This is a genomic window from Pseudomonas juntendi, from assembly GCF_009932375.1.
Lineage (GTDB): Bacteria > Pseudomonadota > Gammaproteobacteria > Pseudomonadales > Pseudomonadaceae > Aquipseudomonas > Aquipseudomonas juntendi.
Map to the genome: position 1 here is coordinate 1 of NZ_BLJG01000047.1, position 24,355 is coordinate 24,355.

Annotated in this window: 24 protein-coding genes; 6 read left to right on the plus strand and 18 right to left on the minus strand. The window is 65.6% G+C overall.

The window, feature by feature from the left end; translation table 11 throughout:
- A partial coding sequence (locus GYA94_RS07075) for an Hsp70 family protein (protein ID WP_161892015.1) occupies positions 1–734 on the minus strand: 734 nt, incomplete at its 3' end.
- Positions 735–909: 175 nt separating this feature from the next.
- Between GYA94_RS07075 and cbpA the strand changes: the two genes are divergently transcribed.
- Both cbpA and GYA94_RS07085 read left to right on the plus strand, forming a co-directional pair.
- Complete coding sequence (gene cbpA / locus GYA94_RS07080) at positions 910–1,863, plus strand: curved DNA-binding protein (RefSeq protein ID WP_009683289.1); 954 nt, start codon at positions 910–912, stop codon at positions 1,861–1,863.
- Between the two features lie 2 nt (positions 1,864–1,865).
- A complete protein-coding gene (locus GYA94_RS07085; RefSeq protein WP_009683288.1) occupies positions 1,866–2,171 on the plus strand; it encodes a chaperone modulator CbpM in 306 nt (101 codons plus the stop codon).
- Between the two features lie 68 nt (positions 2,172–2,239).
- Here the strand turns inward: GYA94_RS07085 and GYA94_RS07090 are convergent, their stop codons facing one another.
- The 17 genes from GYA94_RS07090 to cbiE all read right to left on the minus strand — a co-directional run bounded on the left by GYA94_RS07090 (position 2,240) and on the right by cbiE (position 19,759).
- Complete coding sequence (locus GYA94_RS07090) at positions 2,240–2,755, minus strand: GNAT family N-acetyltransferase (protein WP_161892016.1); 516 nt, start codon at positions 2,753–2,755, stop codon at positions 2,240–2,242.
- A gap of 31 nt (positions 2,756–2,786) precedes the next feature.
- The gene (gene urtE / locus GYA94_RS07095; protein WP_110676665.1) at positions 2,787–3,485 is read right to left on the minus strand and encodes an urea ABC transporter ATP-binding subunit UrtE; all 699 of its coding nucleotides are present in this window, start codon (positions 3,483–3,485) and stop codon (positions 2,787–2,789) included.
- Between the two features lie 146 nt (positions 3,486–3,631).
- A complete protein-coding gene (gene urtD / locus GYA94_RS07100) occupies positions 3,632–4,489 on the minus strand; it encodes an urea ABC transporter ATP-binding protein UrtD (protein ID WP_029885711.1) in 858 nt (285 codons plus the stop codon).
- On the minus strand, positions 4,486–5,565 hold the full coding sequence (urtC, locus tag GYA94_RS07105; protein WP_009683284.1) for an urea ABC transporter permease subunit UrtC: 1,080 nt from the start codon (positions 5,563–5,565) through the stop codon (positions 4,486–4,488). Before urtC ends, urtD begins: the two co-directional genes overlap by 4 nt.
- Positions 5,565–7,052: an urea ABC transporter permease subunit UrtB gene (gene urtB, locus GYA94_RS07110; RefSeq protein ID WP_110676669.1), complete on the minus strand. Its 1,488-nt coding sequence runs from the start codon at positions 7,050–7,052 to the stop codon at positions 5,565–5,567. Before urtB ends, urtC begins: the two co-directional genes overlap by 1 nt.
- A 138-nt stretch (positions 7,053–7,190) precedes the next feature.
- Positions 7,191–8,456: an urea ABC transporter substrate-binding protein gene (urtA, locus tag GYA94_RS07115; RefSeq protein ID WP_161892017.1), complete on the minus strand. Its 1,266-nt coding sequence runs from the start codon at positions 8,454–8,456 to the stop codon at positions 7,191–7,193.
- 184 nt (positions 8,457–8,640) lie between these two features.
- Complete coding sequence (gene cycA / locus GYA94_RS07120; RefSeq protein ID WP_161892018.1) at positions 8,641–10,047, minus strand: D-serine/D-alanine/glycine transporter; 1,407 nt, start codon at positions 10,045–10,047, stop codon at positions 8,641–8,643.
- A gap of 290 nt (positions 10,048–10,337) precedes the next feature.
- On the minus strand, positions 10,338–11,705 hold the full coding sequence (locus GYA94_RS07125; RefSeq protein ID WP_161892019.1) for a PepSY-associated TM helix domain-containing protein: 1,368 nt from the start codon (positions 11,703–11,705) through the stop codon (positions 10,338–10,340).
- 57 nt (positions 11,706–11,762) lie between these two features.
- Positions 11,763–13,793, minus strand: coding sequence for a TonB-dependent copper receptor (locus GYA94_RS07130; protein ID WP_161892020.1), 2,031 nt, complete (start codon positions 13,791–13,793; stop codon positions 11,763–11,765).
- 66 nt (positions 13,794–13,859) lie between these two features.
- The gene (locus GYA94_RS07135) at positions 13,860–14,291 is read right to left on the minus strand and encodes a DUF2946 domain-containing protein (protein WP_054914067.1); all 432 of its coding nucleotides are present in this window, start codon (positions 14,289–14,291) and stop codon (positions 13,860–13,862) included.
- A gap of 22 nt (positions 14,292–14,313) precedes the next feature.
- A complete protein-coding gene (locus GYA94_RS07140) occupies positions 14,314–14,799 on the minus strand; it encodes a copper chaperone PCu(A)C (protein ID WP_009683277.1) in 486 nt (161 codons plus the stop codon).
- Between the two features lie 46 nt (positions 14,800–14,845).
- Entirely contained in the window at positions 14,846–15,235 is a 390-nt protein-coding gene (locus tag GYA94_RS07145) for a DUF2946 domain-containing protein (protein WP_054904938.1), read from the minus strand.
- A gap of 93 nt (positions 15,236–15,328) precedes the next feature.
- Positions 15,329–16,183, minus strand: a complete 855-nt coding sequence (locus GYA94_RS07150) for an SPFH domain-containing protein (protein WP_009683275.1) — start codon at positions 16,181–16,183, stop codon at positions 15,329–15,331.
- Between the two features lie 26 nt (positions 16,184–16,209).
- Positions 16,210–16,647 carry an NfeD family protein gene (locus tag GYA94_RS07155; RefSeq protein ID WP_110676679.1) on the minus strand — a complete coding sequence of 146 codons (438 nt, stop codon included), beginning with the start codon at positions 16,645–16,647 and terminating at the stop codon, positions 16,210–16,212.
- A 94-nt stretch (positions 16,648–16,741) separates the two neighbouring features.
- Positions 16,742–17,464: a cobalt-precorrin-6A reductase gene (locus tag GYA94_RS07160; protein WP_161892021.1), complete on the minus strand. Its 723-nt coding sequence runs from the start codon at positions 17,462–17,464 to the stop codon at positions 16,742–16,744.
- The gene (locus GYA94_RS07165; protein ID WP_161892022.1) at positions 17,461–18,555 is read right to left on the minus strand and encodes a cobalt-precorrin-5B (C(1))-methyltransferase; all 1,095 of its coding nucleotides are present in this window, start codon (positions 18,553–18,555) and stop codon (positions 17,461–17,463) included. Before GYA94_RS07165 ends, GYA94_RS07160 begins: the two co-directional genes overlap by 4 nt.
- A complete protein-coding gene (gene cbiE / locus GYA94_RS07170; RefSeq protein ID WP_161892023.1) occupies positions 18,548–19,759 on the minus strand; it encodes a precorrin-6y C5,15-methyltransferase (decarboxylating) subunit CbiE in 1,212 nt (403 codons plus the stop codon). The genes GYA94_RS07165 and cbiE overlap by 8 nt, the downstream gene beginning before the upstream one ends.
- Before the next feature lie 143 nt (positions 19,760–19,902).
- Here cbiE and cobG point away from each other — a divergent pair, with 143 nt between their 5' ends.
- The 4 genes from cobG to cobJ are packed head-to-tail and all read left to right on the plus strand — an operon-like array spanning position 19,903 to position 24,269.
- Positions 19,903–21,234: a precorrin-3B synthase gene (gene cobG, locus GYA94_RS07175; protein WP_110676683.1), complete on the plus strand. Its 1,332-nt coding sequence runs from the start codon at positions 19,903–19,905 to the stop codon at positions 21,232–21,234.
- Complete coding sequence (locus tag GYA94_RS07180; protein WP_009683269.1) at positions 21,227–21,853, plus strand: precorrin-8X methylmutase; 627 nt, start codon at positions 21,227–21,229, stop codon at positions 21,851–21,853. Before cobG ends, GYA94_RS07180 begins: the two co-directional genes overlap by 8 nt.
- On the plus strand, positions 21,850–22,584 hold the full coding sequence (locus tag GYA94_RS07185) for a precorrin-2 C(20)-methyltransferase (protein WP_033690487.1): 735 nt from the start codon (positions 21,850–21,852) through the stop codon (positions 22,582–22,584). The genes GYA94_RS07180 and GYA94_RS07185 overlap by 4 nt, the downstream gene beginning before the upstream one ends.
- Positions 22,572–24,269, plus strand: a complete 1,698-nt coding sequence (cobJ, locus tag GYA94_RS07190; RefSeq protein ID WP_161892024.1) for a precorrin-3B C(17)-methyltransferase — start codon at positions 22,572–22,574, stop codon at positions 24,267–24,269. The genes GYA94_RS07185 and cobJ overlap by 13 nt, the downstream gene beginning before the upstream one ends.
- Positions 24,270–24,355 lie beyond the last annotated feature (86 nt).

Below are 24,355 nucleotides of genomic sequence, written 5' to 3' on the forward strand. Positions count from 1 at the left end.
ATGCGGCTGCCGTAGCCGAACAGCGGCATCACGCCCTGCAGGCTCAACTGCTTGTCGAAGTCGGTACCGCCAATGTGCACGCCGCCCGTGGCCAGGATGTCGCTCTGGCGCTCGGCCAGCAGGTGGCGCTCTGGCGACAGGCGGATCAAGGTGAAGTCCGAGGTACCCCCGCCAATGTCGACAATCAGTACCAGCTCTTCGCGGCTGATGGTCGACTCGTAGTCGAACGCGGCGGCAATCGGTTCGTACTGGAACGACACGTCCTTGAAGCCGAGCTTGCGTGCCACCTCGGCCAGGGTGTCCTCGGCCTCCTGGTCGGCGGCCGGGTCTTCGTCGACGAAAAATACCGGGCGCCCCAGCACGACCTGGTCGAACTCGCGGCCCGCGGCCGCCTCGGCACGCTTTTTCAGCTCGCCGATGAACATGCCCAGCAGGTCCTTGAACGGCAGGGCACTGCCCAGCACGCTGGTGTCGTGCTTGATCAGCTTGGAGCCCAGCAGGCTTTTCAGCGAGCGCATCAGGCGGCCTTCGTAGCCTTCCAGGTACTCGTGCAGTGCCAGGCGGCCATAGACCGGGCGCCGCTCTTCAATGTTGAAGAACACCACCGAGGGCAAGGTGATCTTGCCGTCTTCCAGGGCGATCAGCGACTCGACCCCAGGGCGGTGCCAGCCAACCGTGGAGTTGGAGGTGCCAAAGTCGATGCCCAGGGCACGGGCCGGGGTTACGTCAGACATGGGAAAAGGCTTCCGGAGGCAAAACGGCCGCGCAGTTTATGCCAGTTGGCTACAGAATCAAGACCAGTCGTCTGCGATGGAGCAAAGCCAAGGCGGTCTTGAAAGGCTATGCTTGACCCCTATCTTCAGTAGCATCTTCAGTTGCAACACGCACTTTCACATTGGTGATCCACAGATGGACTTCAAAGACTATTACAAGATACTTGGCGTAGAGCCCACGGCGGACGAGAAGGCGATCAAGGCCGCGTACCGCAAGCTGGCACGCAAGTACCACCCCGATGTCAGCAAGGAACGCGACGCCGAGGACAAATTCAAAGAGGCCAATGAGGCCTACGAGGTTCTGGGCGACGCGCAGAAACGCGCCGAGTTCGATGAGATCCGCAAGTATGGCGGCCAGCACGGCCGGCCATTCCAGGCGCCGCCGGGCTGGGAAAACCGCGGTGGCGGTGGCGGCTTCGAGGGCGGCGATTTCTCCGACTTCTTCAGCTCGATATTCGGCAACCGTGGTGGCAACCCCTTCGGTGGTGGCCGGCAGCAGCAACGCAGTGCCGGCAGGCGGGGGCAGGACGTGGAACTTGAATTGGCCGTATTCCTTGAAGAAACTCTGAGCAAGGAGTCCAAGCAGATCAGCTTCCAGGTGCCGCAAACCAATGCCATGGGCCAGCGCACCGGTTTCACCACCAAAACCCTGAACGTGAAGATTCCGGCCGGGGTCACCGATGGCGAGCGTATCCGCCTCAAGGGCCAGGGCGCGCCGGGCAGTGGCGGCGGGGCCAATGGCGACCTGTTCCTGACCATTCGCATGGCACCGCACCCGCTGTTCGATGTTGAAGGCCATGACCTGATCATCACCGTGCCGCTGGCGCCATGGGAGGCTGCGCTGGGCACCAAGGTTGCGGTACCCACCCTGGACGGCAAGATCAACCTGACCATCCGCCCGGACAGCCAGAGCGGCCAGCGCCTGCGTGTACCGGGCAAAGGCTTGGCGAGCAAGCACGGTGAGCGCGGTAACCTGTATGCACAGCTGAAGGTGGTGATGCCGCCGGCATCCGACGAGTCTGCCCGCGAACTGTGGGCGAAGCTCGCCGAGAAAGCGGCGTTCAACCCGAGGACACAATGGAGTAAGTGATCATGAGCAGCACCCTGATCGTTCAACTGGACATGCGTACCCTGTGTCAGGAAGCCGATGTCACGGCGGACTGCGTGATCGAAATCGTCGAGCACGGCATTGTCGAGCCTTCTGGCCGAACGCCAGAGGACTGGCTGTTTGACGATCAGGCGCCGTTGTTGGCCAAGCGCGCGGCCAAGCTGCACCGGGAACTGGAGCTGGAGTGGGAAGGGGTGGCGCTGGCGCTGGAGCTGTTGCAGGAAGTGCAGCAGCTGCGCAGCGAGAACAGCATGTTGAAGCAGCGGCTGGGCAGGTTTACCCAAATGTAGGCTTGCGCGCCGGCCTTTGTGGGAGTGGCCTTGTGTCGCGAAAGGGCCCTCCCACAAGCGGCCGCATTTCAGCCTGGTTCAGCTCCCGGGTTCAGTACCCGCTGCATGAAGGTCAAATCCAGCCAGCGGCCGAACTTCACGCCAACCTGGGGCATCTGCCCGGTCACCACGAAACCCAGCCGCTCATGCAGGCGGACCGACGCCGCATTGCCACTTTCGATGGCCGCGACCATCACATGCTTGCCGCAGCTTTGTGCACGCTCGATCAGCGCGGCCATCAACACCGCCCCCAGCCCCTTGCCCCGCTGGTCGCCGCGGATGTACACCGAGTGCTCCACGGTCAGGCGGAAACCTTCAAACGGCCGCCAGTCGCCAAACGAGGCATAGCCCAGCACGCCCGTATCATCCACAGCCACCAGGATCGGATAGCCCTGCTGCGCACGGGCTTCGAACCAGGCCTGGCGGTTGGCCAGATCTACCGGGGTTTCGTTCCAGATCGCCGTGGTAGTGCGCACGGCGTCGTTGTAGATATCGAGGATGCCCGGCACGTCGGCGGGCAGGGCATCGCGCAGCTGGTAACTCATGACTGGGTCTCGCAAGTACGGTGCTTGCAGGTTAAATGGTTACCAGGCCGCGCACACCCTCGGCTTGCATGTTTTCGCCGCGCCCGCGCTGCACGATCTCGCCACGGGCCATGACCAGGTACTGGTCGGCCAGCTCTTCGGCAAAATCGTAGAACTGCTCCACCAGCAGGATCGCCATGTCCCCCCGTGCGGCAAGGCGACGGATGACGGCGCCGATTTCCTTGATGACCGACGGCTGGATGCCTTCGGTCGGTTCGTCGAGGATCAGCAGGCGCGGCCGGCTGGCCAGGGCGCGGCCGATGGCCAGCTGTTGCTGCTGCCCGCCAGACAGGTCGCCGCCCCGGCGCTGCTTCATTTGCTCAAGCACCGGGAACAGCTCGTAGATGAAGGCTGGCACTTCGCGGGCCTCCCGCGCGGGGAAACGCGACAGGCCCATCAGCAGGTTCTCCTCGACGGTCAGGCGCGGGAAAATCTCACGGCCCTGGGGCACGTAGGCGATGCCGGCGTGTACGCGTTGCTGGGGTTTGAGCGCGGTAATCAGCTTGCCTTCCCATTCGATGCTGCCATCCCGGGCGGGCACCAGGCCCATCAGGCAGCGCAGCAGGGTAGTCTTGCCGACCCCGTTGCGGCCCAGCAGGCAGGTCACTTCGCCGACTTTGGCTTCGAAGGAGAGGCCGCGCAGAATGTGGCTGCCGCCGTAGTATTGGTGCAGGGTGTCGATCTTGAGCATGTTGGTGTTCCTGAAAGTGTTGCTGTGCCTGTGCCGGCCTATTCGCGGGTGAACCCGCTCCTACAGGGACCGCACAGATTTCAAGACTTGTGCATTACCTGTGGGAGCGGGTTTACCCGCGAATAGGCCGGCACAGGTATCCCTGTCTAGCGGCCCAGGTACACCTCGACCACCCGCTCATCCGCCTGCACCTGCTCCAGCGACCCTTCTGCCAGCACACTGCCCTGGTGCAGCACGGTCACGTGGTCAGCGATGCTGCCGACGAACCCCATGTCGTGCTCGACCACCATCAGCGAATGCTTGCCGGCCAAGCCCTTGAACAGCTCGGCGGTGAACTCGGTCTCGGCATCGGTCATGCCCGCCACGGGCTCATCCAGCAACAGCAACTGCGGCTCTTGTACCAGCAGCATGCCGATTTCGAGGAACTGCTTCTGCCCGTGCGACAGCAGGCCCGCCTGGCGCTGGGCCAGCGGCAGCAGGCGCAAGGTTGTCAGCACCTCTTCGATGCGCTGGCGCTGCTCGCCGCTCAGGCGTGCAGCCAGGCTGGCCCATACCGATTTGTCGGTCTTCAGCGCCAGCTCCAGGTTCTCGTACACCGTCAGCGCCTCGAACACCGTGGGTTTCTGGAACTTGCGGCCAATCCCGGCTTGGGCGATCTGGTACTCGCCCAGGCGGGTCAGGTCGAGGGTGTCGCCAAAGTAGGCCGTGCCGCTGTCTGGGCGGGTCTTGCCGGTGATCACGTCCATCAGGGTGGTCTTGCCGGCGCCATTGGGGCCGATGATGCAGCGCAACTCGCCCACCCCGATATACAGGTTGAGCGCGTTCAGCGCCTTGAAACCGTCAAAGCTGACACTGATGTCTTCCAGGCTCAGCACCGTGCCGTGGCGGGTATCCAGGCCCGCCTTGCGGGTGTGGCCCAGGCCGATGGCGTCGCGGCCGGCGCCGAGCGGGTCGAATACCGGTTCGAGCATGAATTCGGGATGCACCGGGGGCACGCCTCTCATGGCTGGCTCCTTTTTTTCAACAGGCCGACCACGCCCTTGGGCAGGTACAGGGTGACGAGAATGAACAGCGCACCGAGGAAGAACAGCCAGAATTCCGGGAAGGCCACGGTGAACCAGCTTTTCATGCCATTGACCAGGCCGGCGCCGAGCAACGGCCCGATCAGCGTGCCACGGCCACCAAGGGCTACCCACACGGCGGCTTCGATGGAGTTGGTCGGCGACATTTCGCTGGGGTTGATGATGCCCACCTGGGGCACGTACAGCGCCCCGGCCAGGCCGCACAGCACGGCGCTGAGCACCCACACCAGCAGCTTGAAGCCGCGCGGGTCGTAACCGCAGAACATCAGGCGGTTCTCGGCGTCGCGCACTGCGGTCAGCAGGCGGCCGAACTTGCTGCGGGTCAGCCGCCAGCACAGGTACAGGCTGGCCAGCAGCAGGCCGACCGTCAGCAGGAACAACACGGCGCGGGTACCTTGCGCGGTGATGTCGAAGCCCAGAATGGTGCGGAAGTTGGTGAAGCCGTTGTTGCCGCCGAAGCCGGTTTCGTTGCGGAAGAACAACAGCATGCCGGCGAAGGTCAGGGCTTGGGTCATGATCGAGAAGTACACACCCTTGATCCGCGAGCGGAAGGCGAACCAACCGAACACCAGCGCCAGCAGCCCAGGGGCCAGCACCACCAGGCACAGGGCCCAGGCAAAATGCTGGGTTCCGGCCCAGTACCATGGCAGCTCGGTCCACGACAGAAAAGCCATGAACCCGGGCAGGCCGTCCCCGGCCGCCTGGCGCATCAGGTACATGCCCATGGCATACCCGCCCAGGGCGAAGAACAGGCCGTGGCCCAGTGACAGCAGGCCGGCGTAGCCCCAGACCAGGTCCAGGGCCAGGGCGACGATGGCGTAGCAGAGAATCTTGCCTACCAAGGTCAGGGTATAGGCCGACACTTGCAAGGCGTGGTCCGCCGGGAGCAGCGACAACAGCGGCAGGGCGACCAGCAGCAGGGTGACGACGGCGCCGATGGCCAGCGACAGGCGCGGCCCGGCCTTTTGCGTAGCGGTGACTAGCAGTGGCTGGTTCATCAGTCGATTACCCGTCCCTTGAGGGCGAACAGGCCTTGCGGGCGCTTCTGGATGAACAGAATGATCAACGCAAGGATGAGGATCTTGCCGAGTACGGCGCCGATCTGGGGTTCCAGCAGCTTGTTGGCAATACCAAGGCCAAACGCCGCCCACAGGCTCCCGGCCAGTTGCCCGACCCCGCCGAGCACCACCACCAGGAACGAGTCGATGATGTAGCTCTGGCCCAGGTCCGGGCCGACGTTGCCCACCTGGCTCAGGGCTACGCCGCCCAGCCCGGCAATGCCCGAGCCAAGGCCGAAGGCCAGCATGTCGACGCGCCCGGTAGACACACCGCAGCATGCCGCCATGTTGCGGTTCTGGGTCACCGCCCGCACGTTCAGGCCCAGCCGCGTGCGGTTGAGCAGCAGCCAGGTCAGCAGCACCACCGCCAGGGCGAAGCCGATGATCACCAGGCGGTTGTAGGGCAGCACCAGGTTGGGCAGCAGCTGGATGCCGCCCGACAACCATGCCGGGTTGCTGACTTCGACGTTCTGCGCGCCGAACAGCAGGCGGATGGCCTGGATCAGGATCAGGCTGATCCCCCAGGTGGCCAGCAGGGTTTCCAGTGGGCGGCCATACAGGTGGCGGATGACCGTGCGCTCCAGCGCCATGCCGACGCCGGCGCTGATGGCGAAGGCCACCGGCAGGGCGATCAGCGGATAGAACTCGATGGCACCCGGGGCATAACGCTGCACCAGCACCTGGACCATATAGGTGCTGTAGGCGCCGAGCATCAGCATCTCGCCATGGGCCATGTTGATCACGCCCAGCAGGCCGAAGGTGATCGCCAGGCCGAGCGCCGCCAGCAGCAGGATCGACCCCAGCGACAGGCCACTGAAGGCCTGGCCGAGCAGCTCGCCGAACAGCAGCTTGCGCTGCACCTGGGCCAGGCTGGTTTCGGCAGCGGTGCGCACGCCCGGGTCGCTTTCCGCGTCGGGTTGCAGCAGCGCTTCAAGGCGCGTGCGGGCCAGCGGGTCGCCGGTTTCCCCCAGCAGGCGTACGGCGGCCAGGCGTACGGCGGGGTCGCTGGCGCCCAGTTGCAAATTGGCCAGGGCCAGGCCCAGGGCTGCGTGTACGGCAGCGTCCGGCTCGCTGGCGAAGCGCCGGTCGAGGAACGCCATTTGCGCCGGTTGTGCGCTTTTTTGCAGTTGCTGGGCGGCAGCCAGGCGGGTGTCGCTGTCGGCGCTGAGCAACTGGTGGCTGGCCAGGGCATTGTCGATCAAGCCGCGCAGGCGGTTGTTCAGGCGCAGCTTGCGGGTGTCGTCGGCGGCGATGCGGCCCTGGCGCAGGTTTTCCAACAGCGGCAGGCGTGCAGCATCGGGTTGCGCTGCCCAGTTTCCGAGCAGTTGGGCCTGCTCCGCGGGCTTGGCGGTGAGGAAGAATTCGCCCTCGCTGGCGTGGGTTGCCAAGGGCATTAGCAGGAGAAGTGTGAGCAGGAGTCTGAGCATGCGGGCAATCCTGGAAATCGGTGTTGGATTCTTCGCGGGTAAACCCGCTCCTACAGGGATTTCACCGGTCCAGAGGGCAGTGGGGATCCTGTGGGAGCGGGCAAGCCCGCGAATGGGCTGCAAAGCAGCCCCCTGCACTCAGTTACCTTTCACGGCGTAATCTGGCCGCTTGTCATTGCCTGGAATGAACGGGCTCCATGGCTGCGCCCGCAGCGGCTGCTCGGTTTCCCAGACCACGCTGAACTGCCCGTCATCCTGGATCTCGCCGATCATCACCGGTTTGTGCAGGTGGTGGTTGGTCTTGTCCATGGTCAGGGTGAAGCCTGACGGTGCCTTGAAGGTCTGGCCGGCCAGGGCCTCGCGGACCTTGTCCACGTCGGTGGACTTGGCTTTCTCAACCGCCTGGGCCCACATGTGGATGCCCACGTAGGTGGCCTCCATCGGGTCGTTGGTTACCGCCTTGTCGGCACCTGGCAGGCCTTTGGCCTTGGCGTAGGCTTTCCAGTCGGCGACGAACTTCTGGTTGACCGGGTTATCCACCGACTCGAAGTAGTTCCACGCCGCCAGGTGGCCCACCAGCGGCTTGGTATCGATACCGCGGAGCTCTTCTTCGCCCACCGAGAACGCCACCACCGGCACGTCGGTGGCTTTCAGGCCCTGGTTGGCCAGTTCTTTGTAGAACGGCACGTTGGAGTCGCCGTTGACCGTGGAGATGACCGCCGTCTTGCCGCCTGCGGAGAACTTCTTGATGTTGGCGACGATGGTCTGGTAGTCGGCGTGGCCGAACGGCGTGTACACCTCTTCGATGTCCTTGTCGGCCACGCCCTTGCTGTGCAGGAAGGCCCGCAGGATCTTGTTGGTGGTGCGAGGGTAGACGTAGTCGGTGCCCAGCAGGAAGAAGCGCTTGGCGCTGCCGCCGTCTTCGCTCATCAGGTATTGCACCGCAGGGATGGCTTGCTGGTTGGGGGCGGCGCCGGTGTAGAACACGTTTGGCGACATCTCTTCACCCTCGTACTGCACGGGGTAGAAAAGCAGGCCGTTGAGTTCCTCGAACACGGGCAGCACCGACTTGCGCGACACCGAGGTCCAGCAGCCGAACACCACCGCGACCTTGTCCTGGGTCAGCAGCTGGCGGCTCTTCTCGGCGAACAGCGGCCAGTTGGAGGCCGGGTCGACCACCACCGGTTCGAGCATCTTGCCGTTGACCCCGCCTTTGGCGTTGATTTCCTCGATGGTCATCAGCGCCATGTCCTTGAGCGACGTCTCGGAAATGGCCATGGTCCCCGACAGCGAATGCAGGATGCCGACCTTGATGGTTTCGGCGGCCTGGATACTCCAGCTCAGGCCCATTGCCGCAATCGATGCGCTGAGGGTAAAGGCCTTGATCAGACTACGACGCTTCATGTGCTCTCTCCGCTGGTTTTTATGTGTTGGGCAAGCGGGAGGAGCGTTGCAAGGGGTGTGCCTAACGGCGAAACGGGCGGGATAGAGCCGTGGTGCGAGGTGTTGGGGCGTTTGCGCGGGCCAGCATGGTGCTTGTGGGGTTTGCGTGCACAGGATTGGGGCCGCAAAGCAGCCCCAAAGGCCATTAACCGTTGCGCACTGTGGAACGCGGCTGACGGCGGCTGCGCACGCCCTGGTAAGTGGATGCCAGCAACAGGAACCAGATCGGCGTTACCACCAGCGCCGAGCGGGTGTCGGCCTCCAGGCTCAGCAACACCAGGATGAAGGCAAAGAACACCAGGCACACGTAGCACATGAAGCGCCCGCCCGGCATCTTGTACTTCGACGCCTGGTGCAGCGCCGGCCGTTGCTTGCGGTATTTCAGGTACGACAGCAGGATCAGCGTCCAGACGAACATGAACAGCACCGCCGACACCGTGGTCACCAGGGTGAATGCCTCGACCACGTTCGGCACCAGGTAAATCAGCACCGCCCCCAGCAGCAGGCAGGTGCAGGAGAAGTACAGGCCGTTGGCAGGTACCGAGCGGCTGGACAGTTTCTCGAACGCCCTGGGCGCATCACCTTCCTGCGACAGGCCGTACAGCATGCGGCTGGTGGAGAACACGCCGCTGTTGGCCGACGAAGCGGCCGACGTCAGCACCACGAAATTGATGATGCTCGCCGCGGCCGGCAGGCCGGCCAGCACGAACAGCTCGACGAACGGGCTCTTGCCCGGTACCACGTCGCGCCATGGGGTCACCGCCATGATCGCGATCAGCGCCAGCACATAGAACACGATGATGCGTACCGGGATCGAGTTGATCGCCCGCGGCAGGGTGCGCTCGGGGTTTTTCGCTTCGGCAGCGGTGGTGCCGACCAGCTCGATGCCGACGAAGGCGAACACGGCGATCTGGAAGCCGGCGAAGAAGCCCATCACCCCGTTGGGGAACATGCCGCCGTCATTCCACAGGTTGGCCAGTTGCGCCGTGCGCCCGCTGGGCGAGGTGAAGCCGGTGATGACCATGTACAGGCCGGTGGCGACAAGGCCGAGGATGGCGACGATCTTGACCAGGGCGAACCAGAACTCCAGCTCACCGAACATTTTCACCGTTACCAGGTTCAGCGACAGCAGCAGCGCCACGCAGGTCAGCGCGGGTATCCACTGCGGCAGGTCGGGGAACCAGAACTGTGTATAGGCGGCGATGGCGACAACATCGGCGATGCCGGTGACCACCCAGCAGAACCAGTAGGTCCAGCCGGTGAAGTAGCCAGCCCAGGGCCCGAGCAGGTCGGCGGAAAAGTCGATGAACGACTTGTAGTTGAGGTTCGACAGCAGCAACTCGCCCATGGCGCGCATGACGAAGAACAGCATGAAGCCGATGATCATGTAGACGAAGATGATCGATGGGCCGGCCAGGCTGATGGTCTTGCCCGAGCCCATGAACAGGCCGGTGCCGATCGCGCCGCCGATGGCGATGAGCTGGATATGGCGGTTGGTCAGGTTGCGCTGCAGATGCGGTTCATCTGGCGCTGTGGGTGAGGTTTGCGTCATAGGCAGCATTCCCTTGTAAAGGTCAGTCTTCTTGTCAGAGGTAGCCGGCTAGGCTAACACGGGCGTCCCAATTCGGGGCGTGACAGATCGACTCTGCATTTGGGTAGCAGTGTGATGCCTGTGCCGCCCTCTCTACAAAGCCAACGCAGTTCGTTGTAGGAGCAACGGTCTTTCCCAAAATTTGACAAGCCTGCGCGATTCATTGTGGGAGCGGTGAATGACAGCTTCTGCTCCCACTCGTGCTCTAGGCACCTGCGGCATTCAGCTTGTCATTCACTGCTCATGCACAATTAGGCGCTGGCCAACACCCGGCGGCGCCTCACCACCAGGCTGTCCACCGCCCACATCACCACCATCGACACCCCCACCAGCGGGAACATCACCCCCAGCACCAGCATCACCGCCACCGCCGCCTTCCAGCGCGGCAGGTCATGGCGCAGCGGCGGTACGCCCAGGCCGCCCTCGGGCCGGCGCTTCCACCACATCACCAGCCCGCTCACCGAGCCCAGCAGGATCATCAGGCACACCAGCAGGATGATGACCTGGTTGACCACGCCAAACATCCTGCCTTCATGCAGCATCACCCCCAGTTCGGTGGCACGGGCGACCGGGCTGTAGTCCTGCCAGCGCACGTCGGCCAACACCTTGCCGGTGTACTGGTCGACATGCAGGGTGGCGTCATTGCGCGGGTCATCGGCGAACACGGCGACGGTGAACACCCCATCGGCGGTGGTGGGCAGGGTAATGCTGTAGCCCGGCTCGACCTGCCGCGCGGTGGCGATGTCTTCGACCTGCTGCAGGCTTACCTGCGGCGCTGCCGGTTTGGCCGACATCATGTGGTGCCCGGCGTGTTCGGCATGCGCGCCAGACTGCGGCATGGGCGTATTTTCCATGGCCCACGGCACGGTCTGGCGGTGCGCGTCGTTCAGTTCGCCTGCCTGCTGGTCGGACTTGGGCACGTTGGTCCACATGGCCGCCGGGAAGCGGTTCCACAGCTCGGCGTACTGCTTGCCCCACAGGCCGGTCCAGGTCATGCCGCTGAGCAGCATCAACAGCAGCAAGGCCGAACCCCAGAACCCGGTTACCGCATGCAGATCGCGCCACAGCAGGCGGCCACGTGCCGACAGCCGGGGCCACACTACCCCGGCGCCGGTGCGCCCGCGTGGCCACCACAGGTACAGGCCCGACACCACCAGCACGATGCCCCAGCCGGCAGCCAGTTCCACCAGGCGGTCACCGACGGTGCCGACCATCAGTTCGCCATGCAGGGCACGGGCGATGGCCTGCAGGTTCAGCTTGCCGTCCTGTTCGCCGAGGACCTTGCCGCTGTAAGGGTCAACGAAGACGTTCAATTCTCGCCCGCCGTCATGCACCACGAACTGCGCGCTGCGCTCGGCATTCAACGGCGGCAGGTATTGGCCCACGTGGCCATTGGGGTAGGCCTGGTGCACCTCGGCCAGCAACGTATCGGCGGCCTGGCGATGATGGCCGGCTTCGACCACCATCAGGTCGCGGTACAGCACTGGGTCGAGTTGCGGCTTGAACAGGTAGATGATCCCGGTGATGGCCAGCAGGATCATGAAGGGGGCCACGAACAGCCCCGCATAAAAGTGCCAACGCCAGGCCAGGTTATAGAAACTGATGCGTGTTCCTCTCATGGGAACCTCCTTTTGACCCGCAGATGGGCGCAACCGAAGCTGCGCCCGTGGTTAGTGTCAGAAGCTGAAATCGACTTTGGTCCAGAACGTCCTGCCTGGCTCGTTGACCGGCTGTGGGTCGCTTGCCGGGTAGCCGAACCCGGCGTTGCCGGCCAGGTTCAGGTGCTCGGCGTACGCCTTGCCGAACAGGTTGTCGACCCCGGCGCTGAGCTTGAGGTTGGTGTTGACCTTGTAGGCGCCGTTGAGCGAGAACACGCCGAAGCCGGCGCTTTTTTCGTAGTCCTTGCCGACCACGTTGCCCTGGTTCTCGGCGATGCGGTTCTGCGCCGCCACCAGCCGCCACAGCGCACCGACGCTCCACACATCACGGCTGTAGGTCAGGCCCAGGCGGCTTTCCAGCGGGGGCATCTGCGGCAGCGCCTTGCCGTCACTGCTGTTCTTGCCCCACGCGTACGCCAGGCTGGCATCGGCCTTCCAGTGCTCGGTCAGCTGGTAGGCCGCGCCCAGTTCGCCACCCATGATACGCGCATCGACATTCTGGGCCTGCGAGGTGCTCATGCCCATCATGCCGGGGCGGTAGTCGAACAGGATGTAGTCACGGATCTGCCCGACATAACCCGAGGCCCAGGCTTCCAGGCGTTCGCTACGGTACTGGATGCCGAAGTCCAGCTGGGTGGTCTTCTCGGGCTTGATGCCGTCGAAAGCGTTGGCCGCACCGGGCGGTGCCAGCTTGGGCGAAAACAGCTCCCAGTAGTCGGGGAAGCGCTGGGCATGGCCCAGGCCAATGTAAGTGGTGGCCGGCAGGCCTGCCAGGTCATGTTCGTAGCGCACGAAGCCGCTGGGCAGGGTGGCCGCGCGGGTGTCGCCCTGGGTGGCGCTGCCTTGGCGGAAGTCGCGGGCCGAGGCGCGGTCCAGGCGGGCACCGCTGACCAGGCGGTCCTCACCCGTGGCGTACCAGGTCAGTTCGCTGAAGGCACCGTAGTTGTGGAAGTCGGCGTCCTTGGTCCAGGCCTGGCCCTTGTGCGCGTCCACGCCCATGCCGCCACGCTGGCGGTGCTCGTTGGTTTGCGCGTCGAGGCCGCTGATCAGTTGTACGTCGGCCCAGCGCCAGGTGGCCTTGATGCGTGCGCCCAGGGTGCGGCGGTCTACGTTGCTGACCATGGGCATGCCCATCATGCCGCTGCCCGAGGGCGTGCGCAGGCTGTAGTTGTCCATCACGTGGTCGGCGTAGTTGTAGTAGACCTGCGCTTCAAGCGTGTCCAGCACCTCGCCGAGGTTGGACTTTTCAAAGCGCAGGCCCAGGCTTTCGCGCTTGAACTGCGAGCCGTCCATGCCACGCCCGGCGTAGCGGGCTTCGCCATCGCCCTTGCCGGCGGTCAGCTCCAGCAGGGTGTCCTGGTCGGGCGTCCAGCCCAGGGCGACATCGCCGTTCCACTTGTCCCAGCGTGACGGCACGGTGTCGTTGTTACCGTCGTGATAGTCGTCCGAGCGCGACTGGTTGCCGACGAACCGTGCATAGGCCTGGCTGTTCCCGGCAGCGGCATCCAGCACTTTGTCGAAACGGCCGTTGGAGCCGGCCAGCAGGCTGGCATTGACCCGGCTGCCGAGGCTGCCGAACTGCTCGGGTTCGCGTTCGAACAGTATCGTGCCCGCCGAACCGCCTGGCCCCCAGATCACGCTCTGCGGGCCCTTGATAACGGTCAGCCGGTCATAGGTTTCGGGGGAAATGTAGGAGGTCGGCGCGTCCATGCGGTTGGGGCAGGCGCCGAGCATCAGCCCGCCATTGGTGAGGATGTTCAGGCGCGAGCCGAACATGCCGCGCAGGACCGGGTCGCCGTTGGTACCGCCGGCGCGGATCGCCGAGAAACCGGGAATGGTTTTCAGGTAGTCGGCGCCATCGCTGGCCGGCACCGGCTGGCGTGGGTCTTTCGGGGTGGTGACCACGGTCAACGGCGAACTCGGTGCCACGGCGGTGACGACCGTCGGGCTCAGCTCGGCGGCCAGGGCTACCGGCGCAAGCAGCGAGCCGCACAGTGCGGCGATGGTCCCACGCAGGGACAAGGCAAAAACAGGGGTGCAGCCAGACATAATGATTCCAGTCGATCAGTCATGAGGTAGCGCGAAGCCCGCTGGCTTCGTGCACAAAATGTGGGTTCAGGCGCTGATCGAGGAAGGCGGTGCACGGCTGCGCGCACCGGGGAATACAGCCTGCCGGGCATGGCCCTGGTGCGTGGGTGCAATCAGGTGGCTGGTGGGGACGACGCTGCCGGCGCTGAGTGGGCTAAGGGCCTGGGGCAGGGCCGGGCAGTTGAACAACAGGCTGCAGTAGCCGCACTTTTCCCACATCACATGCAGCTGGCCGTCGCTGCCGTGGCCGTGATGGCTGTCGCCAGCGTGCTGATGGGCAGCCGGCATGGGCATGTCCATCGGCATGGCCATGCCGGCGTGGTGGTTCATCGGCATCGCCTGGGAAATCAGCGGGCCGATGAAGATCATCCACATGGCGAACAGGCTCAGCCATCCGCCACCGGCGCGCCTGCGGTCAGGGCGGGTGGTACGGCGCATGCGGGGGTAGGGCAGGCTCATGGCCAGCGCCTGTCAGCTGCGGTCAGTGTGCGTGTTCGTGCGCTTGCGGCTGGTTCGCTGGCGCTTGCTTCTGCACGGCCACTTCGACGGTGACATCGCCGGCCTTCTCGAAGTGCAAGGTCAACGGGAAGCGCTTGCCATCGACCAGCAGGCTGCGATCCTTGGGCTGCATCAGCATCACGTGGTAGGCACTGGGGGCGAAGGTCAGGTCCTTGCCGGCGGGCACCACCACACTGGGTACCTGTTGCATTTTCATGGCGCCGTTGGCGCTCATGGCATGTTCGTGCAGTTGCGCATCATCGCTGATCGGGCTGTCGACGCTGAGCAGGCGGTCGTCGGCCTGGCCGTTGTTGTGCACCACGAAATACGCCGCCACGTTGGGCGCATTGGGTGGCAACTGCAGCGACCAGGGGTGGGCAATGTGCAGGTCACCCACGCTGTATTCGTGGGCGTTGGCGAAAGCGCCAGGCAGCATCAGGGCGGCCAGGACGAGGGCGTGCTTGAGCATGGTGAATCTCCGTTCTGTTTCAGGTTCAGGCAGACAACGACGGAACTCAGGCCAGCGGAGAGGCACGGGGGTTTAACGCAGGCCAGAGCTGGCGCGGCGTGGGTTGGTAGTCAGCCGGTGGCGGCAACAGCCCGGCGAACAGTGTCGGCGGGTTGTGCAATTGCGGCGGGTATGCGGGCAGGGCCAACAGCGGCGCGGCGCCAGAGCAGCACCAGCAGTTCATCAAGGCGGCGCTGTCGTCGCTTTGCGGCCCCAGGTCGATCTTGGCCAGTGCCTGGACATCGACCTTGGCCTTGTTGGCCATGCTGGAACAGAAGGCCCCCCACAGCAGCTGCTCGGCCGGGCCCTTGGGCGCGGCAGAGGACAGCGGCATGGCCAGCAGGTTGAACAGCACTGCAAGGCAGGCTATCCAGGCGATGTGCCGACGTGGGGGCATGGAGAGATCCGGTCAGGAATCGTGGTGGGTATTGTAAGGCGGAGTATAGGTAAATACGCGGGGTGCGGTGAAGTGACGCAGCGCGTGGTGCTATCAAGCCTTGCCACGCCCCATCAGCCCACGCACGGTTTCCTGCAGGTCCGCCGGCAACACCACCACCTTGGCATTGTTGCTCCCGGCCAGGTTTTCCATCGCCCCGACATAGCGCTCACCCAGCAGGTACATGGCCGGCACGGTTTCGTTGCCCACGGCTTCCTTGACCAACGAAATAGCCCGGGCCGAAGCCTCGGCCAGGCTGATTTGCGCTTCGGCGTCCAGCCTGGCGGCTTGCAGGCGCGCTTCGGCTTCCAGGATGGCCGCCTGCTTGGCGCCTTCGGCACGGGTCACATCGGCCTTGCGCTCCCGTTCGGCGGCAGCCTGGCGCTCCATGGCCAGTTGCATGTTTTCCGAGGGTTTGATGTCCTGGATTTCCACCGAACGCACGGTCACGCCCCAGTCTTCGGTCTGCTCGGACATAGCCTCGCGCAGGCGAGCCTTGATCTGCTCGCGGCTGGACAGCGCTTCGTCCAGGTCCATGGCACCGACGATCGCGCGCAGCGAGGTCATGGTCAGGCTGGTGACGGCGAAGGAGAAGTTCTGTACGCCATACGAGGCTTTCTGCGGGTCGACCACCTTGGCGAAGCACAGGGCGTTGGCGACGATCACCGCGTTGTCCTTGGTGATGATTTCCTGCTCCTGCACATCGAGGATGATGTCCTTGGTGGGCAGGCGGTAGGCGACCACGTCCATGTACGGGATGACGATGTTAAGGCCGGGCTTGAGGGTGCTGTGGTAGCGGCCCAGGCGCTCGACGATCCATTCCTCGCCCTGGGGCACGATGCGAACCCCCTTGAACACGGTGATCAGAACGAACAGCGCGATGGCGCCAACGACGATGAGGCTGGTCATGATGCAAAATTCCTTTTTGTGCGGTTTCAGGCCCGGATGACGCGGGCGGTATTGCCCTCGATGGCGGTCAGGCGCACCCGCTCGCCGGCGGCGATTTCGCTGTCGGCGATGCAGGTCCATTCTTCATTGCCGAGGATCGGCTTCTGGAAGCGCACGCGGCCCTTGTGGAACTCCGACACCGCGGCGGTCAGCAGGCCCACTTCGCCGATCACGCTGTCGGCGGTCCAGCGCACATCCGGCTGCTTGCGCCGGAACAGCTTGAACCACAGCGCGGTGGTGGCCGATGACAGCACCACCCACAGCAGTACCTGCATGTCCAGGGCCAGGCTGGGCGCGGCCAGGGCAACCAGCGCGACCAGCACGGCACCGATGCCGAACCAGAGGATGAAGAATGTCGGCAGGACCAGTTCCAACAGGATCAGCCCGATGCCGAACAGCAGCCAGATCCACCATTGCATTTCCATATGGGTTGCGCCTTCCAGGGGGAGGTGCTGAGTGTAAGGCAGCGGGGCGCTACTGGGCCACTTGCAGGGCGTACGGAAAAATCCGAAAAAGCTGTCAGTGCACGCCCAGCGCGGCCAGCAGTGCCAACGGCGTGTCGAATGCACGGTCCACCGCTGGCAACGCCGGGCGTTTCAGGACCAGCACCGGCACCCCCAGCTCACGCGCCACTTCCAGTTTGGGTTCGGTCGCCACGCTGCCGCTGTTCTTGCTGATCAACACGTCTATGTTGCGCCGCTGGAACAATGCCCGTTCATCCTCGAGAACAAACGGCCCGCGCGCACCGATCACTTCACAGCGCTCATTGCCGGGGCAGGCCTCCAGTGCCCGCAAGGTCCAGAACTGCTGTGGCGGAATTTCGTCCAGGTGCTGCAGCGGCTCACGGCCCAGGGTAAACAGCGGCCGGCGAAACGGCTGCAGTGCTGCGATCAAGTGCGCCCAGTCTGCCACTTCGCGCCAGTCATCCCCCTTTTGCGCCTGCCAGGCCGGGCGGCGCAGGGCCCAACAGGGGATGCCGGCGCTGCGTGCGGCCTGGGCGGCATTGCCGCTGATCTGTGCTGCATAGGGGTGGGTGGCGTCGATCAGCAGGGTAATGCCCGACTCGCGCAAGTAGCGCGCCAGGCCTTCGGCGCCACCGAAGCCACCGACCCGCACCTGGCATTGCAGGTCCTGCGGCGCACGGCCGATACCGGCCAGGCTGTAGACATGCTGCGGGCCGAGGCGGCGGGCGATGGCCAGGGCCTCGGTGATGCCACCCAGCAGCAGGATACGGGCGGTCATGCCACGCCAGCCTTGCCGACAATGCCGCCCTGGCGGTCGATGGCGAACACTTCCACCTGCACTGCCGCCGGCACCACGCTGCGGGCAAAGGCCAGGGCATGGGCGCACACCGCATCACCCAGCGCGATACCGGCCGCATGCGCCAGTGCGAGAGCCTGCTGGCTGGTATTGGCGTCGATGATCGCGGCTTGCAGGGCTGTGTCAGCACCGATCGCAACTGCCCAGCCGGCCAGCTGCGGCAGGTCGATGCTGGAATGGCGGCTGTGCAGGTCCATGTGCCCGGCAGCCAGCTTGCTGATCTTGCCAAAGCCGCCGCACAAGGTCAGGCGCGGCACCGGCACCTTGCGCAGGTGCTTGAGCACCGCGCCGACGAAGTCGCCCATTTCGATCAGGGCGATTTCCGGCAGGCCGTAGACACGGCGCATGGTGTCTTCACTGGCGTTGCCGGTGCAGGCGGCGATGTGGGTGTAGCCGTTGGTGTGAGCTACGTCGATGCCCTGGTGGATCGAGGCGATATAGGCGGCGCAGGAGAATGGCCGCACGATACCGCTGGTGCCGAGGATCGACAGGCCGCCGAGGATGCCCAGGCGCGGATTCATGGTCTTCAGCGCCAACTGTTCACCACCCTGCACGTTGACCGTGACCTCGAAGCCGCCAGGGTGGCCACACTCATCGGCCAGGCGCTGCAGGTGCTCGCTGATCATGCGCCGGGGCACCGGGTTGATGGCAGGTTCACCGACCGCCAGCACCAGCCCCGGGCGGGTCACGGTGCCGACGCCGCTGCCAGCGACAAAACGCACCCCCGGTTCGCCCAGCAGGCGCACCCGGGTGTACAGCAGCGCACCATGAGTCACGTCGGGATCATCGCCGGCATCCTTGACGGTCCCGGCTTCGGCGCATTCGCCCACCAGGCGACAGAATTCCAGGCGCATCTGCACCACCTTGCCTTTGGGCAGGGTGATAGCCACGGCGTCGTCACGCTGCCCGGTGAGCAATAGCTTGGCTGCCGCCAGGCTGGTGGCGGTGGCGCAACTGCCGGTGGTCAGGCCGCTGCGCAGTGGGGCGGGCTGTTCGCGGGTTTCTTCACGCATCGACGGGTTTCTGCACTTCCAGCAGGGTGATCGGCAGCGCCTGGCGCCAGGTGTCGAACGCGCCCAGTGGCTGGGCATGGGCGACATGCACGCGGGTCAGTTCGCCGCCGTGCTGTTGGCGAAAATGCGCCAAGGCCAGTTCGCTTTGCAGGGTCACCGCATTGGCCACCAGGCGCCCGCCAGGGCGCAGGCTGGCCCAGCACAGGTCGAGCACCCCTTCGCGGGTGACGCCGCCGCCGATGAAAATGGCATCGGGCGGCTCCAGCCCATGCAACGCTGCCGGCGCCTTGCCGCGAACCAGCTGCAGGCCGGGAACACCCAGCGCATCGCGGTTATGTTCGATGAAGCCCTGGCGGCCTTCGTCGGCCTCGATGGCCAGGGCGCGGCAGGCCGGGTGGGCGCGCATCCATTCGATACCGATCGAGCCGCAGCCAGCACCCACGTCCCACAGCAGTTCGCCTGGCTGCGGTGCCAGGCGCGCCAGGGTCATGGCGCGGACATCGCGCTTGGTCAGCTGGCCGTCGTGGCGAAAGGCGCTGTCGGGCAGCCCGGCCAGGCGATGGTGACGGGGGGCGTGGGGCGTGGCCTGGCAATCGATGGCCACCAGGTTGAGCGCAGCGATATCGGTGTGCGGCCAGTCCTGGGCAGTGCCGACCAGCGTGCGTTCGGCTTCGCCACCGAGGTGCTCGAACACCTGCAGGCGGCTGGGCCCGAAGCCATGTTCGCAGAGCAGTGCAGCGATGGCCGCCGGGCTGTCGCCATCGTTGCTCAGCACCAGCAGGCGCAGGCCGCTGTACAGGTGGGCGTTGAGGGCAGCCAGCGGCCGCGCCACCAGTGACACCACGTGCAGGTCCTGCAGTGGCCAGCCCAGGCGGGCCGCTGCCAGGGCGCAGGAGGAGGGCATCGACAGCACGCGCATTTCGGCCGCGGGCACCAGGCGCGCCAGGCTGGCCCCGACGCCGTAGAACATGGGGTCGCCGCTGGCCAGCACGCACACCGGCTCGCCACGCAGGGCCAGTACCGGGTTCAGCGAGAATGGGCTGGGCCAGGGCAGTTGTTCAGCGCGCGTGCAGTGCGGCAGCAGGGCCAGCTGGCGGGGGCTGCCGACAATCTTCGTGGCACCCAGCAGGGCGCGCCTGGCTTGTTTGCCCAAGCCAGGGAAGCCGTCTTCGCCGATGCCTACTACTGTCAGCCAGGGTGTCATTCATACCTCTTAAAGATTCTGGGGCGCACAGCGCCCCAGAATTTCTGCTCAAACCCGAATGATGCTCGACCACCGGCTTTTCATGCCGCCGGCCAAAGCAGGCATAATACCGCGCCTTCTACACTCAAGCGCACTTTCACAGATTGCCGGATACTCCATTGACCCAGGCCGATGCCCCCGCTGTTACCCCACGTCCCTCGGCTTGCCCGGGGTTGTGGCGCATCGTCAGTGCCCGCGATGGCGGTATCTGCCGGATCAAACTACCGGGCGGCCTGCTGCTGGCCGACCAGGCCGATGCGGTAGCGGCCGCTGCCGAGCGTTTCGCCGGCGGCGTGATCGAGGCCACCAACCGCGGCAACCTGCAGATCCGCGGCATCGGCAATGCACACCACGCCCTGGTCGAGACCTTGCTCGCGGCAGGCCTGGGCCCGCGCGATGCGGCAGGCGACGATGTGCGCAACCTGATGCTCAGCCCGCTGGCCGGGCATGATCCGGCCATGCTGCTGGATGCACGGCCCCTGGCCGGGCAGATTCTAGACCTGCTCGAAAGCACCCCGCGCTTCCACCAGTTGTCAGCCAAGTTCGCCGTGCAGCTCGATGCCGGCGAAGCCCTGGCCATGCTCGAACACCCTCACGACCTGTGGTTGTCGGCCTTGCGGCTGGGCCAGCAAACCTGGCTGGCTTTCGGCCTGGCGGGTTGCCCGGCAGATGGCCAAGTGCTGGGTGCGGTTCCGCTGGCCGATGGCCTGGCCTTGGTGCGTGCCGTGCTCGACCGTTTCCTCGACCTGGCCAGCCCCGCGCATTCGCGCATGCGCCAGCTGCTGGAAGCCTGCCCGGCCGGCGAGTTTGTCGAAGGCCTGCCTCTGGATATCCGCCGCGACGCTGCCGTGCTCGGCTGGCGCCGGCACCAGCCTGCTCCCGTGTGGTTGGGCAAGCTGCCCCAGGCCCGCGGCCTGGCCCTTGGCGTTGCCCCGGCGCAGGGCCGCCTGACCCCGGCCATGCTGCGCGGCGTCGCCCAGGTCTGCCGTGAGCTGGGCGACGGCAGCCTGCGCCTGAGCCCATGGCAAAGCCTGGTGCTGACCAACTTGCCGGCGCAGCACATCGAGCAGGCCCAGGCCGGGTTGTCTGCCCTGGGCCTGCTTTGCCACGTGGATGAGCCGCTGGCACGTATCAGCGCCTGCACCGGCAGTAGCGGCTGCGCCAAGGCCCTGGGCGAGACCAAGGGCGATGCCGTGGCCCTGGCCGCGCTGCTCGGCCCTGGCGCCCCGGGCAGCGTGCACCTGTCTGGCTGCCCCCGTTCCTGCGCCGTGGCCTACGTTGCCCCGGCCACCCTGTTGGCCCGTTCACCGGGCCGTTATGACCTGTACCTGCGTGACGCGTGCCAGCCAGGCTTTGGCGCCCTGCGCGGCACCGACCTTACCTTGAATGAAGCAGGCGCCATGCTCGACCTGCCGACGGAGCACCTTGATGATTGACTACATCCGCGATGGTCAGGAGATCTATCGCAATTCCTTCCGGATCATCCGCGAGGAAGCCCGGCTCGAGCGGATCCCCGCAGACCTCGAAAAGCTCGCCGTGCGGGTGATCCACGCCTGTGGCATGGTCGAAGCCATCGATGGCCTGCAGTTCTCTGCAGGTGCTGGCCATGCCGGGCGCGAAGCGTTGCGCAATGGCGCACCGATCCTGTGCGATGCGCACATGGTCGCCGAGGGCATCACCCGGGCCCGCCTGCCAGCCGACAACCAGGTCATCTGCACCCTGCGTGACCCCAGCGTGCCTGGCCTGGCCAAAGAGGCCGGCAACACCCGCTCGGCCGTGGCCCTGGAGTTGTGGCGCCCGCACCTGGAGGGCAGCGTGGTGGTCATCGGCAACGCCCCCACCGCCCTGTTCTACCTGCTGGAAATGCTCGACGCCGGTGCGCCCAAGCCGGCGCTGATCCTCGGCTTCCCGGTCGGCTTCGTCGGTGCTGCCGAGTCCAAGGCGATGCTCGCTGCCGACAGCCGCGGCGTGCCGTTCGTGATCATGCAAGGCCGCCTGGGCGGCAGCGCAATGGCCGCTGCCGCGGTCAACGCCCTGGCCACGGAGGTGGAATGATGGCGCCGCGTGGACGACTGCTGGGCCTGGGCGTAGGCCCCGGCGACCCCGAGCTGATCACCGTCAAGGCCCTGCGCCTGCTGCGCGAGGCCCCGGTGGTCGGCTACTTCGTGGCCAAGGGCAAGCGTGGCAATGCCTTCGGCATCATCGAGGCGCACCTGCAGCCTGCCCAGACCCTGCTGCCGCTGGTCTACCCGGTGACCACCGAAGCCCTGCCGGCGCCTTTGTCCTATGAACAGGTCATCAGCGACTTCTACGACGAAGCCAGCGTGCAAGTGGCCGAGCACCTGGATGCCGGTCGGGACGTGGCGGTGATCTGCGAAGGCGACCCGTTTTTCTACGGCTCGTACATGTACCTGCACGACCGCCTGGCACAGCGTTATGAGGCCGAGGTGATTCCTGGGGTGTGCTCCATGCTGGGGGGCGCTTCGGTGCTGGGCGCGCCCTTGGTGTACCGCAACCAGAGTTTGTCCGTGCTGTCGGGGGTGTTGCCGGCCGATGAGCTGAAGCGCCGCCTGGCCGACGCCGATGCGGCGGTGATCATGAAGCTCGGCCGCAACTTCCCCAAGGTCCGCGACGTGCTGGCCGAGCTAGGCCTGGACGGGCGCGCGCTGTACGTGGAACGGGCGACCATGGCCAATCAGAAAATCGTGCCGCTGGACCAGGTCGACCCGCTGTCGTCGCCGTACTTTTCGCTGATCATCGTGCCGGGGGAAAAATGGCAGGGCTGACCATGAACCCGGCACCGGCCATCGTCATTCTCGGGCCAGGCAGCCTGTTGACGGCACAGCGCATCCAGCAGTGTTATCCACAGGCTTTGATCCATGGCCTGCAGGGCCGCGTGGAGGGCGCCGACTGCTACTACAGTGCCTTTGGCGACACCCTGCGGGCGCTGTACCAGCAAGCCACCCCGATCATTGCGCTGTGCGCAGCCGGTATCGTCATTCGCAGCCTGGCGCCCCTGCTCAACGAGAAGGGCAGCGAACCGCCGGTGCTGGCCGTGGCTGAAGATGGCAGTGCGGTGGTGCCATTGCTCGGTGGCCTGGGCGGGGTGAACGTGATGGCGCGGGAAATCGGCGCGGCGCTGGGTGTTGCCGCCGCCATCACGACCAGCGGCGAACTGCGTTTCGGCACCTGCCTGCTGAACCCGCCGCAAGGCTATGCCCTGGCCGATGTCGAGCAAGGCAAGCGCTTTGTTTCCGACCTGCTGGCTGGCGAGTCGGTGCGGGTCGAGGGGCATGCGCCCTGGTTGCAGCAGGCGCAATTGCCCGCCAGCGAGGTGGCCCGGCGCACCATTCATGTGGGGCACCTGGCGCGCCCTGCCAGCCGCGACGAGTTGCTGATCCACCCGCGCTCGGTGGTCGTGGGGGTTGCAGGCGGCGCGCTGCACACTATCCGTGCTACCTTGCAGCAGGCCGGCATTGCCGAGCCAGCTGTGGCCTGTGTGTTGGCGGGCGAGCACGCCATGGCCGACACCACCCTGCACGAAGCGGCGCAGGCTTTGGGGGTTGCCCTGCGCTTCGCGGCCCAGCCAGGCGATGTTGCCAGCATGCTGGCGGCGGCATTGCCCGGTGCCCAACTGATCGGGCAGGGCGACGTGGTCATCGCGGTGGCACCCGCCCCGGTCGAGGTAGAGCGGCTGGGCCGCCGCCGCGGCCGTTTGGCCGTTATCGGCCTGGGGCCGGGCGCTGCCGAGCTGATGGTGCCAGCGGTCAAGGCGGAATTGGCCCGGGCGCAGGACGTGCTTGGCTATGAAACCTATGTGCGCATGGCCGGGCCGTTCCGTAGCGACCAGGTGCTGCACTGCACCGACAACCGCGAAGAGATGCAGCGCGCCAAGCATGCTTTCGAGCTGGCGGCCCAAGGCCGTTCGGTGGTGGTGGTGTCGTCGGGCGACCCGGGGGTATTCGCCATGGCGGCGGCAGTGCTCGAAGCGCTGCACGCGTCGACCGACCCGGCGTGGCACCGGGTCGACCTGGAGATCCTGCCGGGGGTATCCGCCTCGCTGGCGACCGCTGCCCAGGCAGGTGCCCCGCTGGGCCATGACTTCTGCGTGATGTCGCTGTCGGACAACCTCAAACCCTGGTCGATCATCGAGAAGCGCCTGGACCTGGCCGCCCAGGCTGACCTGGTGTTGGCATTCTACAACCCGATTTCCCGCTCGAGGCCGCATCAGCTCGGCGTGGCGCTCGAAGTGGTTCGGCGGCACCGTGCTGGCAACACGCCTGTAGTCCTGGGGCGTGATATCGGTAGGCCAGGGCAGACGCTCAAGGTAGTCACATTGGCCGAGCTGCTGCCAGAAATGGTCGACATGCGCACCATGGTGCTGGTGGGCTCCTCCACAACCTGCGTGTTTCCTCGCCTCACGGGTGGGGTGTGGGCCTACACGCCACGTTGGTACCCTTCGGCCAGCTAGCTGCCGCGGAAACCCTTCAGCGCGCTGTCTTGCGAGCGCGCTGGCTAAGGTGGCTGCCCCTGATTCAGGGGTAACCACCAAGGAGT

What these genes read in the sequence shown, in the direction of transcription:
- GYA94_RS07125 (WP_161892019.1), bottom strand. Translation starts at nt 11,705, where the DNA reads ATGAGAGGAACACGCATCAGTTTCTATAACCTGGCCTGGCGTTGGCAC.
- GYA94_RS07160 (WP_161892021.1), bottom strand. Translation starts at nt 17,464, where the DNA reads ATGACCGCCCGTATCCTGCTGCTGGGTGGCATCACCGAGGCCCTGGCC.
- urtC (WP_009683284.1), bottom strand. Translation starts at nt 5,565, where the DNA reads ATGAACCAGCCACTGCTAGTCACCGCTACGCAAAAGGCCGGGCCGCGC.
- GYA94_RS07155 (WP_110676679.1), bottom strand. Translation starts at nt 16,647, where the DNA reads ATGGAAATGCAATGGTGGATCTGGCTGCTGTTCGGCATCGGGCTGATC.
- urtE (WP_110676665.1), bottom strand. Translation starts at nt 3,485, where the DNA reads ATGCTCAAGATCGACACCCTGCACCAATACTACGGCGGCAGCCACATT.
- cbpA (WP_009683289.1), top strand. Translation starts at nt 910, where the DNA reads ATGGACTTCAAAGACTATTACAAGATACTTGGCGTAGAGCCCACGGCG.
- GYA94_RS07130 (WP_161892020.1), bottom strand. Translation starts at nt 13,793, where the DNA reads ATGTCTGGCTGCACCCCTGTTTTTGCCTTGTCCCTGCGTGGGACCATC.
- GYA94_RS07135 (WP_054914067.1), bottom strand. Translation starts at nt 14,291, where the DNA reads ATGAGCCTGCCCTACCCCCGCATGCGCCGTACCACCCGCCCTGACCGC.
- GYA94_RS07165 (WP_161892022.1), bottom strand. Translation starts at nt 18,555, where the DNA reads ATGCGTGAAGAAACCCGCGAACAGCCCGCCCCACTGCGCAGCGGCCTG.
- urtB (WP_110676669.1), bottom strand. Translation starts at nt 7,052, where the DNA reads ATGCTCAGACTCCTGCTCACACTTCTCCTGCTAATGCCCTTGGCAACC.
- GYA94_RS07090 (WP_161892016.1), bottom strand. Translation starts at nt 2,755, where the DNA reads ATGAGTTACCAGCTGCGCGATGCCCTGCCCGCCGACGTGCCGGGCATC.
- GYA94_RS07140 (WP_009683277.1), bottom strand. Translation starts at nt 14,799, where the DNA reads ATGCTCAAGCACGCCCTCGTCCTGGCCGCCCTGATGCTGCCTGGCGCT.
- cycA (WP_161892018.1), bottom strand. Translation starts at nt 10,047, where the DNA reads ATGACGCAAACCTCACCCACAGCGCCAGATGAACCGCATCTGCAGCGC.
- GYA94_RS07185 (WP_033690487.1), top strand. Translation starts at nt 21,850, where the DNA reads ATGATGGCGCCGCGTGGACGACTGCTGGGCCTGGGCGTAGGCCCCGGC.
- GYA94_RS07145 (WP_054904938.1), bottom strand. Translation starts at nt 15,235, where the DNA reads ATGCCCCCACGTCGGCACATCGCCTGGATAGCCTGCCTTGCAGTGCTG.
- GYA94_RS07180 (WP_009683269.1), top strand. Translation starts at nt 21,227, where the DNA reads ATGATTGACTACATCCGCGATGGTCAGGAGATCTATCGCAATTCCTTC.
- urtA (WP_161892017.1), bottom strand. Translation starts at nt 8,456, where the DNA reads ATGAAGCGTCGTAGTCTGATCAAGGCCTTTACCCTCAGCGCATCGATT.
- urtD (WP_029885711.1), bottom strand. Translation starts at nt 4,489, where the DNA reads ATGAGAGGCGTGCCCCCGGTGCATCCCGAATTCATGCTCGAACCGGTA.
- cobJ (WP_161892024.1), top strand. Translation starts at nt 22,572, where the DNA reads ATGGCAGGGCTGACCATGAACCCGGCACCGGCCATCGTCATTCTCGGG.
- GYA94_RS07150 (WP_009683275.1), bottom strand. Translation starts at nt 16,183, where the DNA reads ATGACCAGCCTCATCGTCGTTGGCGCCATCGCGCTGTTCGTTCTGATC.
- cbiE (WP_161892023.1), bottom strand. Translation starts at nt 19,759, where the DNA reads ATGACACCCTGGCTGACAGTAGTAGGCATCGGCGAAGACGGCTTCCCT.
- GYA94_RS07085 (WP_009683288.1), top strand. Translation starts at nt 1,866, where the DNA reads ATGAGCAGCACCCTGATCGTTCAACTGGACATGCGTACCCTGTGTCAG.